This window comes from Filimonas zeae, assembly GCF_014641615.1.
Taxonomy (GTDB): domain Bacteria; phylum Bacteroidota; class Bacteroidia; order Chitinophagales; family Chitinophagaceae; genus Filimonas; species Filimonas zeae.
The window spans coordinates 918554-934898 of record NZ_BMIB01000004.1 but is presented as its reverse complement, the minus strand read 5'-3'; the positions used below and the strand labels follow the sequence as shown (position 1 = coordinate 934898).

The 16345-nt window shown below is 47.0% G+C and carries 14 protein-coding genes; 10 read left to right on the top strand and 4 right to left on the bottom strand.

The genetic code is table 11. The features are described 5' to 3' along the window. Positions 1-61 precede the first annotated feature (61 nt). On the bottom strand, positions 62-412 hold the full coding sequence (locus IEY13_RS22335) for a hypothetical protein (protein WP_188956410.1): 351 nt from the start codon (positions 410-412) through the stop codon (positions 62-64). A 912-nt stretch (positions 413-1324) separates the two neighbouring features. On the opposite strand from IEY13_RS22335, the gene IEY13_RS22330 reads away from it, so the two are divergent. The 7 genes from IEY13_RS22330 to IEY13_RS22300 all read left to right on the top strand — a co-directional run bounded on the left by IEY13_RS22330 (position 1325) and on the right by IEY13_RS22300 (position 8250). Continuing rightward, complete coding sequence (locus IEY13_RS22330; protein ID WP_188956408.1) at positions 1325-2020, top strand: hypothetical protein; 696 nt, start codon at positions 1325-1327, stop codon at positions 2018-2020. A 70-nt stretch (positions 2021-2090) separates the two neighbouring features. Further along, positions 2091-2663, top strand: a complete 573-nt coding sequence (locus tag IEY13_RS22325; RefSeq protein WP_188956406.1) for a TetR/AcrR family transcriptional regulator — start codon at positions 2091-2093, stop codon at positions 2661-2663. A 39-nt stretch (positions 2664-2702) separates the two neighbouring features. Further along, positions 2703-3344: a TetR/AcrR family transcriptional regulator gene (locus tag IEY13_RS22320; protein ID WP_188956404.1), complete on the top strand. Its 642-nt coding sequence runs from the start codon at positions 2703-2705 to the stop codon at positions 3342-3344. Further along, entirely contained in the window at positions 3337-4671 is a 1335-nt protein-coding gene (locus tag IEY13_RS22315) for a TolC family protein (protein ID WP_188956402.1), read from the top strand. Before IEY13_RS22320 ends, IEY13_RS22315 begins: the two co-directional genes overlap by 8 nt. Positions 4672-4700: 29 nt before the next feature. Continuing rightward, positions 4701-5807, top strand: a complete 1107-nt coding sequence (locus IEY13_RS22310) for an HlyD family secretion protein (RefSeq protein ID WP_188956400.1) — start codon at positions 4701-4703, stop codon at positions 5805-5807. A 19-nt stretch (positions 5808-5826) separates the two neighbouring features. Then, positions 5827-7410: a DHA2 family efflux MFS transporter permease subunit gene (locus IEY13_RS22305; protein ID WP_188956398.1), complete on the top strand. Its 1584-nt coding sequence runs from the start codon at positions 5827-5829 to the stop codon at positions 7408-7410. Positions 7411-7422: 12 nt separating this feature from the next. Then, positions 7423-8250 (top strand): universal stress protein, encoded by an 828-nt coding sequence (locus tag IEY13_RS22300; protein WP_188956396.1) that lies wholly within the window; start codon positions 7423-7425, stop codon positions 8248-8250. 86 nt (positions 8251-8336) lie between these two features. On the opposite strand, the gene IEY13_RS22295 is transcribed toward IEY13_RS22300, so the two are convergent. From IEY13_RS22295 to IEY13_RS22285, 3 genes are all read right to left on the bottom strand, one after another. Then, positions 8337-8501: a hypothetical protein gene (locus tag IEY13_RS22295; RefSeq protein WP_188956394.1), complete on the bottom strand. Its 165-nt coding sequence runs from the start codon at positions 8499-8501 to the stop codon at positions 8337-8339. A gap of 100 nt (positions 8502-8601) precedes the next feature. Beyond that, positions 8602-10665 carry an OPT family oligopeptide transporter gene (locus tag IEY13_RS22290; RefSeq protein ID WP_188956392.1) on the bottom strand — a complete coding sequence of 688 codons (2064 nt, stop codon included), beginning with the start codon at positions 10663-10665 and terminating at the stop codon, positions 8602-8604. An 88-nt stretch (positions 10666-10753) separates the two neighbouring features. Then, the gene (locus tag IEY13_RS22285; RefSeq protein ID WP_188956390.1) at positions 10754-12445 is read right to left on the bottom strand and encodes a peptide MFS transporter; all 1692 of its coding nucleotides are present in this window, start codon (positions 12443-12445) and stop codon (positions 10754-10756) included. Positions 12446-12658: 213 nt separating this feature from the next. Between IEY13_RS22285 and purD the strand changes: the two genes are divergently transcribed. From purD to IEY13_RS22270, 3 genes are all read left to right on the top strand, one after another. After that, positions 12659-13942, top strand: a complete 1284-nt coding sequence (gene purD / locus IEY13_RS22280) for a phosphoribosylamine--glycine ligase (protein WP_188956388.1) — start codon at positions 12659-12661, stop codon at positions 13940-13942. Positions 13943-13975: 33 nt separating this feature from the next. Then, on the top strand, positions 13976-15250 hold the full coding sequence (locus IEY13_RS22275; RefSeq protein ID WP_188956386.1) for a hypothetical protein: 1275 nt from the start codon (positions 13976-13978) through the stop codon (positions 15248-15250). Between the two features lie 68 nt (positions 15251-15318). After that, entirely contained in the window at positions 15319-16344 is a 1026-nt protein-coding gene (locus IEY13_RS22270) for a rod shape-determining protein (protein ID WP_116735535.1), read from the top strand. Position 16345: the final 1 nt, after the last annotated feature.

Below are 16345 nucleotides of genomic sequence, written 5' to 3'. Positions count from 1 at the left end.
AAAGGCGGCCTTATCAGGTCGCCTTTTTTCTATATGTATATACCCCTGGGGAAACCGGGTGTTATGCTACCGCACGGAAATTGTTTGTTTTAGCACCGGTGATAACAGGAATGTATTCTGTTTTAGTATCCAGGTGGCTGGCCTTTACCATAAACTCTTCCAGAATGGCCTGTACGGCACGTTTGGTTTGTTTAAAACGGGAAGGCGTATTGTTAGACTGCTGATATTGTTGTTGCAGATGGTAAAACGTAGTTTGAATATGATGCCTTAAAACAGGATTGGATACCTGCTTGTAATGACGTGATAATATAGTCATCATCTCTAACAGGTGCAATCTTAAGGTAAGCACGTCGGCAGTGCTGCGGAAAGTGATGGCTTTCATCTGTTCTCTTACTTCAAGTATATTTTCCATGTCGTTTCAGTTTTTAAGTTAAGGCCGGACCGCGTTTTTTTCCTTTTAGTCACGATCCGGCCTCGTTTGTGTTTTTGTTCGGTTACAGTGTTTTCATCAGGTCCGGTGTTCTTCACAGGTTGTGTTTACATTTCATAGGTACGTGTGTCATAGGTTGTGTTCTTCATAGCCATTGGTGTTTTTCACAGGTTCTGGTTTTCATAGGTTACTTAGTCTTCATAGGTCTCAGTTTTCATAGGTTCTTTAGTTTCTATACAGCTCAGGTTACATAGGTTATTTTAGTTTTTCATAGGTTAACCTTATGCCAGAGTATAATTCTAGAACCTTGCCATTTTTTCTGACGGTTTCATGATTATTTGATGAAACCCTTATCTGGTATGCGTTTCAGCTGTTTTAAATTTTTTCTTGGCACTTAAGAAAACGTTAAAGAAGTGTTGCAAAACTTCCACATCATAAATAGCAAAAATCTTGGGCGTCATGAAAAAAATGATTCGAACGTATTGAAATACAATTTGTTGTAATATTCCCCACACCCTTTGCCATGATAATTTTAAGAATAAGTTGACTTTTTATGTGCTATACCCCGGCGTATATTTGTATTGTAATCGGAAGCAAGGTTACTAACACAGTAACTACCGACTACCACCAACAAGATTTTAGTAAGAATTTTCATATGGCAAGCAATCGTTAGAGGTCATCTGTTTCTACAGAAGACCCTTTTTTTTATGGGTATATCCCAACCTGCCAATCGAAAAACCTTGTTTCATACATATTTCATGTATCTCCTATGGAGTATGTATGCATTATCTATGCTTCATCTATTGGGCATCCATGCACCAGGGTAGGAGCAGGCCCGGTACGCTCTTCCATCGGTGTCGATTCATACCTCAAGCGTTCAGATTTTAATAGGTAGTGGGCGGCGAATTGCTTAAATTGTTGAAGCAAAAATTTGCTGCTATGGCAATATATGTGTGTGAAAATCCGCCCGCTCCGGGCAATTATGGTATTCTCCAGGTGTATAAAGACCGGGGGAGAACCATTGCGCGCATATATAATCCGCTTAGGGGAGAGCGTGTAAATACGGCTCCTGAATTTGCCAATACCCGTAAACATGCAGCGTGGCTGGCGATAGCTTCTCCTTTAGCGTCTGCAGCACACCGTACTTTGCCTGCAGGTCGGCAGCGTGCTCATTATCAGCGTCTTGCCGGGAAGACCATTCAATGGTTGAAGGAAGGCAAAAGCCCCGCTGAGGTGCAATTGCTGTTGTTAGAAGCGGTGGAGGACATTCGCAAAGAATTAAAGCAGCAGCGGTTACAAGTTTTTTGGAAGCAACGGAAGAGCGTGAGCAGGAGTACTTTTTCTATGTCCGCATTTGCAGTATTGAAGGCAACTGGTAAAGTTGCTGGCAACATAAATGAAAATCATGCCTGGCAGTATGGCTTTGGGGTTAAACCTCCTTCGGCTGCCCACGCATTTCTGCTTGTATACCCGCCTGATGTGGGTACTTACGTAACTGCACATCCACCAGAAATAACTACTTCCAGACCTTCTCACTTTTCCAACATGGGTGCATCCCCGCACGTTCAGGTTGTATTCCTCCAACATTAAGATTTCCTGTTTTTCAGACCCGATGAAGATTTATTTGTTTGGTGAATAATTATTCACCTAACTTTGTATTGTGAAGCCGAAAGACGAAAGTAAGATAGACGAGATTTTTGCAGCTACGCTGGAATTGGTAAAAGAGCATGGGTTATCGGGTATAACGGTAAACATGATTGCCAAAAAGGCTGGTTTTGCAACAGGTACGGTTTATATCTACTTCGAAAACAAGGAACAACTGATTGTAAAACTGTTTGAAAAGTGTTTTTACGCGTATGCGAAGGACTATTTTCAGGGTTTTGATGCTGCTGCTCCCTTTAAAGTGGCTTTTCATACTATCTGGATGAACATGCTGCGGATATCAGTGGAACACTTTAGTGAGCTGATTTTCATTGAGCAATGTTTTCATTCTCCGTTTATTTCTGACGAAACAAGAGCCTCTTCCAAAGAAATTCTGGTGCCCTGGCGTAATCTGTTAGACAGAGGCAAAAGCGAGCGCTTAATTAAGCAGGTAGATACCATATGGATAATGGCGTATGTAAGAGGCGTTATACGGGAGATGGTGAAGTTTATTAAATACAATCACGTAGAAATGACGCCTGAGTTTGTGAATACGATGTTTGATATGTGCTGGGATGGTATAAAGGACTAACTATTTTTTTGCCTTATCGGTGAATAAATATTCATTTTTATGAGGGAAGATATCAGAGTGTGGAGCAAAAAACAGCTAAAGGTACTTGCGGCAGCGGAGCAGCTATTTATAGCGCACGGGTTAGAGCGGGTATCTGTTAAACAGATAGCGGAAGCAGCTGAAACAGGCATCACGCAAATCTTCTACTACTTTATTAATAAAGAGCAACTGCTGCAGGCGGTGCTGCAATGGAGGCTTACACAGATACAGGAGCGTTTGGAAACAGCCGTGTTACAGCCTGCACTTACGCTACAGCAGCAGCTGGAACTGATTACAGAAGAATATATAGAACAGGGGTTGCGTAACCCATTGGTGCTTACACAGCTTTTTTATACCAACAATCTCGCGCCCGATGCAGCTAATGCAGTAACGCAGGATGTATTGGCAGAGAAAAGTCCGGTACTGGTGAGGGAGGTGATAGTAAGGGCGCAACAGGAAGGAAAAGTAAAGCAGGGTGTCAATGCCATGCAGGTAGCTGCACTGATTACGGGAACGGTTACCTGTATGGTGTTGAATAAGGAGGAGTTCAGAATAGGCTGTGGTTTGCAGCATCTGGATGAACCGGCTTTCCGGCAGCAGCTGCAACAGGTTGTTACCACACAGTTACACAACGTACTACAATCAATAATGATATATGAGTAAAAAAAGGAAATATGGTGTTATAGCGCTGTTTCTGGGACTGGCTTTGTTGTGCCAGCCGGGCGTACAGGCGCAGACATCCGTATTAGGACTGAACCAGGCGATTGAGCAATGCTTGCAGAACAGTAAGCAGCTGAAGGTAAGCAAGGCAAAAATTGAGCAGGCAACCGCACAGTTAAAGCAGGCGCTGGACAATAGGCTGCCCGATGCTAAAGTAAGCGGCTCTTATTTATGGCTGCCAAAGCCGAATATTAAATTGAAAACCGACGACAATAGCAGCGGTGAAACCATGGCCCAGCCTTCGCAGGCGGTATATGGTATGGCTACTGTTAACATGCCGTTGTACGCTGGTTTAAAAATCAGATACGGCATTGAATCGGCTGAGTTAATGAAGAAGGCTGCTGAAACCGATGTGGAATACGACAAAGAAACGGTTGTGTCTAATGCTATTGCGGCGTATAGCAATCTGTATAAGTCGCAGGTAGCGGTGGCGCTGGTAAGGGAAAATCTTGCCCAGTCGCAACAGCGCGATAAAGACTTCTCCAATATGGAGAAGAACGGTTTGCTGGCGCGTAATGATCTGTTAAAGGCCCAGTTGCAGACTTCTAACATAGAACTGACACTGGTGAATGCAGAGAACAACCTGAAGCTGGCTATGGTTAGCTTAAACCTGATGATGGGGCAGCCGGAGCAAAACGTAATAGTGGCAGACAGCACCAGCTTTCAGCAGCAGTATACACTGGCTACTGTTGATGAGTACGAGCAGCAGGCTTTTCAGAACCGTAAGGATATGACTGCATTGGAGCTGCGCCGGAAAGCCGCTGAGGCTTCTGTTAAAGCCACCAAAGGCGAGCTATACCCCAGCATTGGTTTAACCGGTGGTTATGTGGCGGCGTATATTCCTAACCTGCTTACCGCTACCAATGTGGTAAACCTGGGGGTAGGCGTGCAGTACAATATCGGTTCTTTATGGAAAACCAAAGCCAAAGTAGCACAGGCACAGGCCAATGAAAAAGAGCTGGTAGCCCGTCAGGAAATGCTTACAGATGAAGTGCGTATGGATATTAACCGCGCTTACCAGAACTATCTGGCTACACAGAAGAAAATAGAGGTAGAAGAGAAGTCGGTAATCAACGCCACTGAAAACTACCGCATTACCAAAAACAAGCACGACAACAATCTGGTAACCACTACCGAATTGCTGGACGCCAACGTAGCGCTGCTGCAAAGCAAAATAAACCTGCAGGAAGCAAAGGCAGATATAGTAGTAGCATACAACACGCTGCTGGAAAAAGTAGGCGTATTAGCAGGTAATCAACAGAAAAACTAATTATAACCCCACGGAAAAAACAAATTGTTATGTCAACAACAGGCGCAGAAAATAGTGCTGCAGGCACTAAGAAAAAGAATAAAACCTTCCTGATTATACTCATCGTTGCTTTAATAGGTGGCGGCTGGTTCGGTATCAGCAAATACATACACAGTCAACATCACGAAGAAACAGATGATGCACAGGTAGAAGCCAACATAAGCCCGGTTATTCCGCGTATTTCCGGTTATGTAACTGAAATACGGGTGAAAGATAACCAGCTGGTAAAGAAGGGGGATACCCTGTTAATACTGGACGATAGGGATGCGAAGATTAAAGTAGAGCAGGCGGAGGCAGCAATGGCTACGGCAGAAAGCAATCTGGCTGCCGCCCAGGCCAGTGCCGGTGCAGCACATGCTAACATTGCTACTTCTGAGGCTTCGGTAACTACCGCAGATGCCCAGATTGAAACAGCAAAGATTAATCTGTGGCGTGCCACGCAGGATTTTAACCGTTACGAGAATCTGATTAAAGATCATTCTATTACCCAGCAGCAATACGAGCAGGCGTTGGCCGCTAAGCAAACTGCAGAGAAGCAACTGCAGGTGCTACAGCAACAGAAAAGTCAGGCCAGCACACAGGTGAGTGCAGTAGGCAGACAAAGCAATGCCACGGCTTCTCAGATTGGTGTAGCGGCTGCGGCCATCAAACAAAGAAAGGTAGATGTGGACGATGCGAAGCTGAACCTGAGTTACGCTGTGGTAGTGGCGGCTGAAAACGGCCGTGTATCTAAAGTAAACGTACAGGCGGGGCAGTTTGTACAGGCGGGTGCTGCCCTGTTCAGCGTAGTGTTGAGCAACGATGTATGGGTGGTAGCCAACTTTAAAGAAACACAGTATGGCAGAATTAAGGAAGGACAGAAAGTGTTAGTGGAAATAGATGCCTTTCCGGGGCATGAGTTTGAAGCAGTGGTAAGCTCTTCTTCTCCTGCCACTGGTGCACGTTTCGCGTTACTACCTCCCGATAACGCCAGCGGCAACTTTGTAAAAGTAGTGCAGCGTTTACCTGTGAAAATTGAGTTTGTAAACAAACAGGATTCACTGGTGCAGAAGCTGAAGGCGGGTATGAACGCAGATGTGGATGTGCATCTGGATTAGGAGATCTAATTACTAAAATATGTTAGAACAAAATTCGCTGGTAGAGTATGGGGCCAGGCGGGTGATTATTACCATCACCTGCGTGTTTTGTGCACTGCTGGAAGTGGTGGATACCACCATTGTAAACGTTGCCCTGAACGATATGAAGGGGAGCCTTGGCGCTACCCTGAATGAGGTGAGCTGGGTAATTACTGCCTACGCCATAGCCAATGTAATTATAGTACCTATGACCAGCTGGTTATCTCAGCAGTTTGGCCGTACCAATTACTTTGCCGCGTCGGTAATACTATTCACCGTATCCTCATTCCTCTGTGGTAATGCCTCTGGTATAGGAGAACTGATTGTTTTCCGTTTTATACAGGGGCTGGGGGGCGGTGCGTTGCTGGTTACTTCGCAGACTATTATTACGGAAATTTATCCGGTAGAAAAGCGTCCGATGGCCCAGGCTATTTATGTGCTGGGGGTTATTGTGGGGCCTACACTGGGCCCGCCATTGGGTGGTTATATTATAGAACACAGCGCATGGCCCAATATCTTTTACATCAATATTCCGGTAGGTATTATTGCCACCCTGCTTACGCTGATGTATGTAAAAAGTCCTAAATACTCCGAAAAGCGTAAGCCGGGTGAGGTAGACTGGTTGGGTATAGGTTTGCTAACCGTATCGGTAGGTTCGTTACAATATGTGCTGGAGAAAGGGCAGGAGGAAGACTGGTTTAGTAACACTACCATACTGGTGCTGAGTATTGTGGCGGTGCTGGGTACTTTTCTGTTTATCTGGCGCGAGCTGGTGTATAAGTATCCGGTAGTAGAGCTGCGGGTATTGAAAGATAGTAACCTGCGCATAGGGGTAATACTGTCGTTTATTATGGGCTTTGGCCTGTATGGTTCTACGTTTGTGATACCGTTGTATACGCAATCCATACTGCACTGGAACGCTTTTCAGGCAGGTATGCTGATGGTGCCCAGTTCGCTGATGGTGGCCTTTATGATGCCTGTGGTGGGTAAGCTGATACAGGGTGGTGCCTCGCAGAAACTACTGATTACGGGTGGTATGCTTATCTTTTTTCTGTTCTGTCTGGGGTGTTATGGTATTATGACGCCGAACACCAGCGGTGATGACTTTTTCTGGCCGCTGATGTTACGTGGCGTGGGTATGGGCTTTTTGTCGGTACCGGTTTCTGTAATGTCGCTGTCTACCCTGAAAGGGGTACAGATTGGTCAGGGTGCTGCCTTTACCGGTATGTTACGTCAGTTGGGCGGATCGTTTGGGGTGGCTTTGATTTCTACGTTTATCTCCCGCCAGAACATGGCGCACCGCAGTACGCTGGTAAGCAAGCTGGATATTTATAACCCCGATGTGCAGCACCGTGTGGCGCAACTGAAAGGTGGTATGATAGCCAAGGGCATGGCGCCCAACGTAGCAGAAAAAACAGCGTTGACCATGCTGGATGGAACGGTGAGTGTACAGGCTACCATTATGTCGTACATGGATGTGTTTATTATGATAGGCGGGATGTTTCTGGTGTGTGTGCCGCTGGTAATCCTATTTGTAAAACGTTCTAAAACCAAAGTGAGCCTGGCAGATGCTGCGGGCCACTAACCGGAAGATAGTATGTCATCTGTAATAGTTGTAACCAATTTTACTGCTTCCTCCCGCAACGCGCTGGAATATGCCTGTGGGTTTATGCGGGGCAGGCAGGTGAAGATAGTATTGCTGCGTGTGTTTTCCTTTTCTTCCGGCTTTGCCGGTGAAGGGGTAAGCATGGCAGCCTTGACGGAAGTAAGTGCCGCTGACGAGCGTATGTTACGGGAGGAAAAAGAAAGGGTGCAGGCGCTTTATCCGGATGCGCAGCTGGAAACCCGGCTGGTATCGGGCCAGTTTACGGATGCCCTTGCGGAAGAGGTAGCGGCGGAGGAAACCAGACTGGTAGTGATGGGGAAGGAAGGAGACTATAACGATCTGATGTCGTGGGACGATCACATGCTGGAAGCGTTTATTGACTTACCTGTTCCGGCACTGATGGTGCCTGCCAGTGTTTCGTACGCCGGTTTGCGCCGGATGGCTTTTGCCTGTAATTATCAGCGGGAAGATTTGTACGGTCCTGTACAAACCCTGCGCCGCCTGCTGGCCCGTACCGGAAGCATGTTACATTTTGTACACATTTACAAAACCGGCGAGGGTTTACCGGCCGGCGCACTGGAGTGGAAAGCAAAGTGGCAGGAAGAGCTGACGGGGGAGCGGGTAGTGTTTGAAGAACTGGAAGCTACGGATGTGGTGAATACGCTGGACGCTTTTAGTAAAGACAGAGATATTGATTTGCTGGCGATTCGCCCGCACCGCCATGGGGTATGGGCCAATGTGTTTGGTAAAAACAATACCCGTGCTATTGCGCATTTGAACACTATTCCTATTCTGGCGCTGCGTGGTGGCGGTATATAAAAGCTTGTGCTATTTATCCATTGCAGAAAAGTAAACAGGGCTGCCCAAAAGGGAGCCCTGTTTTGTTTATATGGAGTTGATTGCTGTTAATCGTGTCCTTCCTTAATACGGATGGCAAATGCTATTATGCCTACTGCGGCTGCCCCCATCCAAACCGGTAACAGTTCGTCTATATAAGCGAACAGGGTATACCCCATAAAGGCTATAATAAATGCGATAATGATGATGTCGTATAGAACACGCCCTTTCATTGTGTAGTGTTTATGTGTATGCTTAAAAAATTGTACCAAAGTATATAAACAAGAATGCCCGGCAGGTGCCAGGCATTCATTTATACAAAATTATATCATTTTACAGCAAAGGTTCTTCCTTTTTAACCGCAATACGGTAAAGTACTACTGCCATAGCTATAAAGAAGGCTGCGCCGAGGAGCATGTAGCCGGTTTCGCCGAAAAGATGGGTAAGACCTGCTTCTGCACTCAGCCTGGCGAGTACGTTACTCACGTTTTCGTTGGCAGAGGCAAATGCTACCAGCACCCCTGCAATGGCACCGCCCGCAACCAGGCCGGTAGCAAACAGGTTGCCTTTACCCAGGTCTTCTTCTCCCGCTTCGGTAGCAACCGCTTCGCCTTTGCGCTTTTTACGCCAGTCTACAATGCCACGTACTGCCCCGCCTGCAAAAATGGGCAGGGTGGTGCTCAGCGGCAGGTATACGCCTACTGCAAAGCTCAGGGCCTGAATACCACAGAGTTCCATTACCACGGCAATGGCTGCGCCTGCCAGTACAAACTGCCAGTCGAGGTTAAAAGACAAAATGCCTTTAACCAGTGTGGCCATTAAGGTACCCTGTGGAGCAGGATACGCATCGGAGCCGATAGCGTGGTGGATGCCTTTTGCCAGCAATGCCTGTGAAGGAGTATCCAGTATTTTAACGGTAGCACCAATAGCCAGTGAGGAAACGATAGCACCTGCAAACAGGGCTATCTGCTGGTATTTGGGAGTGGCACCTACTATGTAGCCTGTTTTCAAATCCTGCGAAGTAGCACCGGCGTTGGCGGCAGCAATACAGATCATACCGCCTACCACCAGGGCCAGTGGCTCGTATATTTTACCAGTCCAGCCTACGGCTATAAATACCAGGCAGGTGCCCATAATGGTAGCGATGGTCATACCGCTGATAGGGTTATTGCTGCTGCCGATAAGGCCTACGATGCGGGAAGATACTGTAACGAAAAAAGCACCGAATATAACTACCAGTACACCAATTACCAGTTTGCTGATGAGGCTATCGCCCGGTATCTGGGGCAATACGGTCATCAGTGCTATCAGTACCAGACTGCCAATACCTACGATGCGTACATCCAGATCACGTTCTGTACGGCGTATGGTGGCTTTGTCAGTTTTATCTGTTTTGATGGCGCTAAGGCTGCCTTTAAAGGACGATACAATAGTGGGTAGGGTTTTGAACAGGGTAATAAAACCGCCTGCGGCAACAGCGCCTGCACCAATCTGGCGTACGTAGGCACGGTAAATAGCATCAGACCAATCACCGAAGGTGTGCGTGGTTGGGTGCCAGTCACCCGGCCCGCCCGCTGCAGTCAGATCAGTCAGGTAACCCAGCTTTACCAATTGTGCGGCAATAATATCAGCCGGTACTACAGAGGCAAGTAGTGGTATAAATACAAACCAGCTTAATACCCCGCCCGCTACCAGCAGGCCGGAAATACGCAGGCCGATGATATAGCCTACCCCCAGGTACTCGGGCGTTATTTCGCTACTGAGGCGTGCGGATGGAAAGTAGCGGTTGGCTTGTGCGGTGGCAAAAGATGGCAGTTCGGAAATAACGCGAAATATCTTTTGCAGTATGGCATATACGAAGGCAAAGCCTAGTCCATAAAAGGCGGTTTGTGCTACGTTCCCTCCTTTTTCACCTGCTTTTAATACACTGGCGCAGGCGGTACCTTCCGGATAAGGCAGGTTGCCATGCTCCTTCACAATCAGGGAGCGACGCAGTGGAATCATCATCAGCGTACCCAGTATACCTCCAAAAATGGCCAGTGTTAGTATGGTCATGTAATTGAAGAAGGATGCACTGGTAGGTTCGGTAAGGAACAAAAAGCCGGGTAAGGTAAACACTACACCTGAGGCAATACTCTCCCCCGCCGAACCGGCGGTTTGGATGATATTGTTTTCGAGAATGGTGGTTCTGAAAAGTTTGCGCCCCAGCGTAATGGCTATTACGGCAATAGGTATAGAGGCGGAAACGGTAAGACCGGCTTTGAGCGCCAGGTAAACGTTGGCAGCGCCGAAGATGATACCGAAAAGGCAACCCATTACAATAGCCTTAATGGTAAACTCTTTCACGTTGGCTTCTGCCGGTACAAAAGGCTGAAACTCCTTCGATGTATCCTGCATAGTGTGGTATATATGGTTTTAAAAGTAAGGAAATAAAACAGGCGATGCAGCTGCATCGCCTGTTTAGATATGATTACCGGACCCGGCGTTATTTTACACCGTGCATCATTTTACTCAGTCTGCCTGAGATGATGAACAGTAATAAAGAAGCAACACCTGCCAGAATTACGAATACCATAAAGAACTCGTACAGATTATGGATAGTAAAACCTGCGAAGGTGGGATAGGTGGTGGCGATTTTTTCTTTAGCCAGTACTGCCAGTTGTTCTGCAGTAGCGGTTACTTTACCGTCCAGGATAGCCTGAAGGTCTATACCGGATTTGGCTGCTGTTTCAAACTTATCGCCTGTTGGAGGAATGATGGCGCCCAGTGTACCTGCCAGTGCATAACCTGCGGCGTTACCAATAAACCATACACCCATTAACAGGGAAGAGAAACGTTTAGGGGCCAGTTTGGCTACCAGGGATAAACCGATGGGAGACAAACACAGCTCGCCCAGGGTATGGAACAGGTACATTACAATAAGCCAGATAACACCCAGTTTACCGGAGGTGCCCAGACTTTTTACCTGAAAGGCAATGATTACATAACCCACTGCCAGCAGCAGTAAGCCGATGGCCTGTTTGGTGGTAGAACCCGGTTCTCTGTTCTTTTTCTGCAGGTTCAGCCACAGGGCGCTGAAAGGAAGTGCAAAAGCGATTACGAATATAGAGTTGGCATTCTGTACAAAGGAAGGAGGCATGGTCCAGCCCAGCAGATTCAGGTCTGTTTGTTTATCTGCAATAAAGGTGAGGGAGGAACCGGCCTGCTCAAACGCGCTCCAGAAGAAGATTACGAAGAAGGCCACAGTATAGATTACCAGAATACGGTCGCGCTCAATTTTAGTGATGGATTTATCGGTTAAAATCAACACTGCCAGACTGATACCTGCTGCGTAGATGAATGGATATACCCATGATTTGATAGGGTTAGGATCGAGCGACAGGTAGTGGATACCAAAGAAAAGCGCTACCATTAATATTACCACACCAATAATGGCTTTCTGGCTGAAGTGTGCTTTTTCTGCTTCGTCAGAATCAGATACCTGTTGTTGTGCAGCAAAGTTAGGTTTGCCGCCTACAGGGGTGCCGTCTGGTTTAACTACGTATTTGTTTTTGAGGAAGAAGAATACCAGGGTACCCAGCGCCATAGCGGCACCCGCTGCCAGGAAGCCCCATTTAAAAGCTTCTACCACGCGAACACCTGCTTCTGTTTTTACATCACCCAGGATAGGGCAGATGGACATACCCAGAAAAGCACCTACGTTAATACCCATGTAGAAAATAGTGAATGCAGAATCTAAACGGGTATCTCCTTTCGGGTAGAGCTGGCCTACCATAGAAGAGATGTTGGGCTTGAAGAAGCCGTTACCTATTATAATTACCCCTAAGGCTGCCCACATGGTAAAGGTGGCCGTTTCGAGGTTGGAAGCGTATAAGGAGCCGCTGGCAAAAAGCAGCAGCTGGCCAATAGCCATAACTGAACCACCCAGTATAATACAGTTGCGGTTGCCGAGATAACGGTCGCTTATAAAACCGCCGAGCATGGGAGTGAGGTAAGAGAGACCGAGGAAACCGCCATAAATGAGGGCGGCGTCTTTGTCGCTAAACTGAAGTGCATTTACTAAAAAGAGCGTAAGCAAGGCACGCATGCCGTAGAAGTTGAACCGTTCCCACATTTCGGTGGTAAAAAGTACGGCCAAACCTTTAGGGTGCCCTTTGGAGGGCGCAGTTTCGTTCATAAAAGCTTTATTTTTTGTACAAATGGGGGTGATCCTGCCTTTTGGGCGGCCCAAAATAACGGATAAAATTTAAAAAGCGGTCAAAAATGCTTTCACCCGTTAGTAAAAGAGGTGGTTTTAACAGGATTTGTCAATTCGATAATGCGGTAAATACAACTTATTGGTAAAAAGCCTGTAAGGAACTACTTTCGCCGCAGTTTAATTATTCTGTATATGAACATTCTTATTATAGGATCAGGCGGTCGCGAGCATGCTTTTGCATGGAAGGTGCGGCAGAGCCCTTTGTGTGGGGAGTTGTTTATTGCGCCTGGTAACGCCGGTACTTCTTTAGCAGGTACCAATGTGGCGATTGGGGTAAACGATTTTGCTGCACAAAAGCAGTTTTGCCTGGACCATAATATAGAACTGGTGCTGGTAGGCCCGGAAGAGCCACTGGTGAAAGGCATATCCGACTTTTTTAAGAAAGACGCTGATTTACAACATATAAAGGTATTTGGCCCCTCTGCGGAAGGTGCTCAGCTGGAGGGCAGCAAAGCTTTCTCTAAAAAATTTATGCAACGGCATAACGTACCTACTGCGGCTTATGCAGAGTTTACGGCTGAAAACCTGGAAGCAGGCAAGCAGTACCTGCAACAGCATAGCCTGCCGATTGTACTGAAGGCCGACGGACTGGCGGCCGGCAAAGGCGTAGTAATATGCACTAGCCACGAAGAGGCTTTACAGGTATTTGAGGAGATGATTGTGAACAAACAGTTTGGAGAGGCTAGCAGCCGTGTGGTGGTGGAAGCCTTTTTAACAGGTATTGAAGTAAGTGTGTTTGTGGTAACCGATGGAGTGGATTATAAGATAATCGGCCATGCAAAAGACTATAAGCGTATTGGCGAAGGTGATACCGGGCCTAATACCGGTGGTATGGGCTGCGTAAGCCCGGTTCCTTTTATGGATGCTGCGTTTATGGAAAAGGTAGAAAGCCGCATTATTGCGCCTACCGTAAAAGGCTTGCAGCAGGAGAAGATTGACTATACCGGTTTTATCTTCTTTGGACTGATGAATACAGACGGCGAACCGTTTGTAATTGAATACAACAGCCGCATGGGCGACCCGGAAACTGAGGTAGTACTGCCCCGTTTGCAGAATGACCTGGTAGAGTTGTTACTGGCGGCATTTTCGCACACGCTGCCGCAGGTGCAGATTGCAGCAGACAGCCGTAGTTGCAGCACGGTAGTTGCAGTAAGTGGTGGTTACCCCGGTGATTATGCCAAAGGGAAAAAGATAACTATTGATACCGCACAGTTACCGGAAGAGGGTACCATTGTTTTCCATGCCGGAACTCAGGAAACGGAAGATGGTGTGGTTACCAGCGGCGGACGTGTGCTGGCCGTAACTTCTTACGGTGATACGATTGTTAAAGCAGCGGCCCAATCGCGTAAAGCATTGGAAAGCATAGCTTTCGAGGGTATGAATTACCGCAGGGATATTGGCTATGAATTTGAGTAGCCGGCGGAACCCTGACCCATTATATTTGTAACTATGAAGAAAACAGCTATCCTGTTGCTCGGATGTGCGCTTTCTCTGATGGCTTTATCGCAGGATAACGATTTTAAGCGTGACCTGGACAAGGCGAAGGAGGAAATGAAGCGGAACGGTCCGGACGAATCTCCTGACTACAACAGGGCGGGGCGACTATTGGAGTCGGCCCTGCAAAAGAATGCCAACAGCGCAGAGGCCTGGTATTTCTATGGCTATGCTATTGACAAGCTGAATGCGGTGGAAGGGGAGTACATGGTTCGTGTACAGCCGGGGTTAACCCGGAAAGCCAGTGAAGCTTTTGAAAAAGCGGTGGCTTTAAGCAATGATGTATATACAGGAGAACTGATGCTGCTGGACCCGCATACCAAAATACTGACGGTATGGGGCTCGCAGGCCATGAAGTATGCTTACGATAACAAGCCGGACAGCACTTTATGGAGTTTGCAGCAGGCGGCTACCCGTGGTGGCATAGACCGTACCGTGCTGGCCTATTTTCGCCAGGTAATGGATGAGTGTACCAAAGGTGCTTTTTTGTTTACCAACGGCGATTTATACCTGTATTACCTGTTGTATCTGCAACAGGTGGAGAAGTACCGTACGGATGTGGTGTGTGTGGATATAAACCTGCTGAACACCCGCTGGTACCCGCGCTGGATGGTGAAAAAGGGAGTGCTGCCAGTGTCGTATGCACCTGCCGACCTGGAGAAACTGGATATTATGCGCTGGGAAGCCAAAACGGTATCTATGCGTAACAACAATTCCCGCCTGGCCGATACCGGTATTGCATGGAAACTGTGGCCTTCTTTCAGCAAGAAATACCTGCTGCGCAGCGACCGTATTCTGCTGGATGTGCTGCAACAAAATGCTTTTAAACAGGAGGTTTATTTTCCTGCGGACGTGCCTTCTACTATGATGCTTTTTCTGGATAAGTTTCTGGTATGCCACGGACTTACTAACAAGCTGGTGATGGATACCACGCAAAACACGATGCCTTTACTGATGGCACGCTTAAAAAAGCTAAGGTATCTGCCCTCTACTTCCAGGGGGTACCTGAACAACCGGGATAATATTCAGGTTTTAAATAATTACCGATTTACTTATACAACGGCGGTGAATTTGGCGCTGCAACAGCAGAAACCCGCGCTGGCACTGCAATTGATGGAATCGGTGGAGCATAAATATCCTGAAACTACGCTTCCTTTTTTTGCGCCTGGCGCTAAGGATTGGTTTGCGCAGCTAAGAAAAAAGACAGAAGAAAAAGCTAAAATGGAATAATATTTTCTGTAGTCGTTTATTTCTATCAATTTTGCAGGCATTAATCACACACACGGAACTTTTGAGCAATGGGAATGTTTAACTTTTTTACGCAAGAGATTGCTATGGACCTGGGTACGGCAAATACCCTGATCATACATAATGACGAGATTGTTGTAAACGAGCCTTCTATTGTAGCACTTAACCGGAACAATCCGAAGGAAGTGCTGGCAGTAGGTAAGAAGGCTTTGATGATGCATGAAAAGACCCACGAAAGTATCCGCACGGTTCGTCCTTTAAAAGACGGGGTAATTGCAGACTTCAACGCTGCTGAATTAATGATCCGGGAAATGATCAAGATGATCTACCCCAAGAAGCCGTTATTTCCGCCAAGCTGGCGAATGATGATATGTATTCCCTCCAGTATTACCGAGGTAGAGAAGCGTGCGGTGCGCGACAGCGCCGAGCAGGCAGGAGCGAAGGAGGTTTACCTGATACACGAACCTATGGCGGCTGCGCTGGGTATAGGTATTGATGTAGAGGAGCCCGTGGGTAATATGATTATTGATATCGGGGGTGGTACCACCGGTATTACTGTAATTGCGCTTGCGGGTATTGTGTGTGACCAGAGCATTCGTATTGCAGGTGATGAATTTACTTCTGACATTATGGAGGCACTGCGCCGCTACCATAGCTTACTGATAGGTGAAAGAACTGCCGAACAAATCAAGATTCAGATTGGTGCTGCCATGAAGGATCTGGAAAACGCTCCGGACGATTTACCTGTAAACGGTCGCGACCTGGTTACCGGTATTCCTAAACAGATTATGGTAAGCTACCAGGAAGTAGCGGAAGCACTGGACAAGAGCATCTTTAAAATTGAAGAAGCTATTCTGAAGGCGCTGGAAACTACCCCTCCGGAGTTGGCTGCGGATATTTACCGCCGTGGTTTGTACCTGACTGGTGGTGGTGCCCTGCTGAGAGGCCTGGACAAGCGTTTGAGCCAGAAAATTAAGTTACCGGTACATATTGCTGACGATCCATTAAAAAGCGTGGTACGTGGTACCGGAATTGCTTTGAAAAACTATCAGCGTTTTCCGTTTATCATGAGATAAC

Bases quoted from the DNA above. Each gene is read 5' to 3' on its own strand.
- IEY13_RS22335 (WP_188956410.1), bottom strand. From the start codon at position 412: ATGGAAAATATACTTGAAGTAAGAGAACAGATGAAAGCCATCACTTTC.
- IEY13_RS22320 (WP_188956404.1), top strand. From the start codon at position 2,703: ATGAGGGAAGATATCAGAGTGTGGAGCAAAAAACAGCTAAAGGTACTT.
- IEY13_RS22315 (WP_188956402.1), top strand. From the start codon at position 3,337: ATGAGTAAAAAAAGGAAATATGGTGTTATAGCGCTGTTTCTGGGACTG.
- IEY13_RS22310 (WP_188956400.1), top strand. From the start codon at position 4,701: ATGTCAACAACAGGCGCAGAAAATAGTGCTGCAGGCACTAAGAAAAAG.
- IEY13_RS22305 (WP_188956398.1), top strand. From the start codon at position 5,827: ATGTTAGAACAAAATTCGCTGGTAGAGTATGGGGCCAGGCGGGTGATT.
- IEY13_RS22300 (WP_188956396.1), top strand. From the start codon at position 7,423: ATGTCATCTGTAATAGTTGTAACCAATTTTACTGCTTCCTCCCGCAAC.
- IEY13_RS22295 (WP_188956394.1), bottom strand. From the start codon at position 8,501: ATGAAAGGGCGTGTTCTATACGACATCATCATTATCGCATTTATTATA.
- IEY13_RS22290 (WP_188956392.1), bottom strand. From the start codon at position 10,665: ATGCAGGATACATCGAAGGAGTTTCAGCCTTTTGTACCGGCAGAAGCC.
- IEY13_RS22285 (WP_188956390.1), bottom strand. From the start codon at position 12,445: ATGAACGAAACTGCGCCCTCCAAAGGGCACCCTAAAGGTTTGGCCGTA.
- purD (WP_188956388.1), top strand. From the start codon at position 12,659: ATGAACATTCTTATTATAGGATCAGGCGGTCGCGAGCATGCTTTTGCA.
- IEY13_RS22275 (WP_188956386.1), top strand. From the start codon at position 13,976: ATGAAGAAAACAGCTATCCTGTTGCTCGGATGTGCGCTTTCTCTGATG.
- IEY13_RS22270 (WP_116735535.1), top strand. From the start codon at position 15,319: ATGGGAATGTTTAACTTTTTTACGCAAGAGATTGCTATGGACCTGGGT.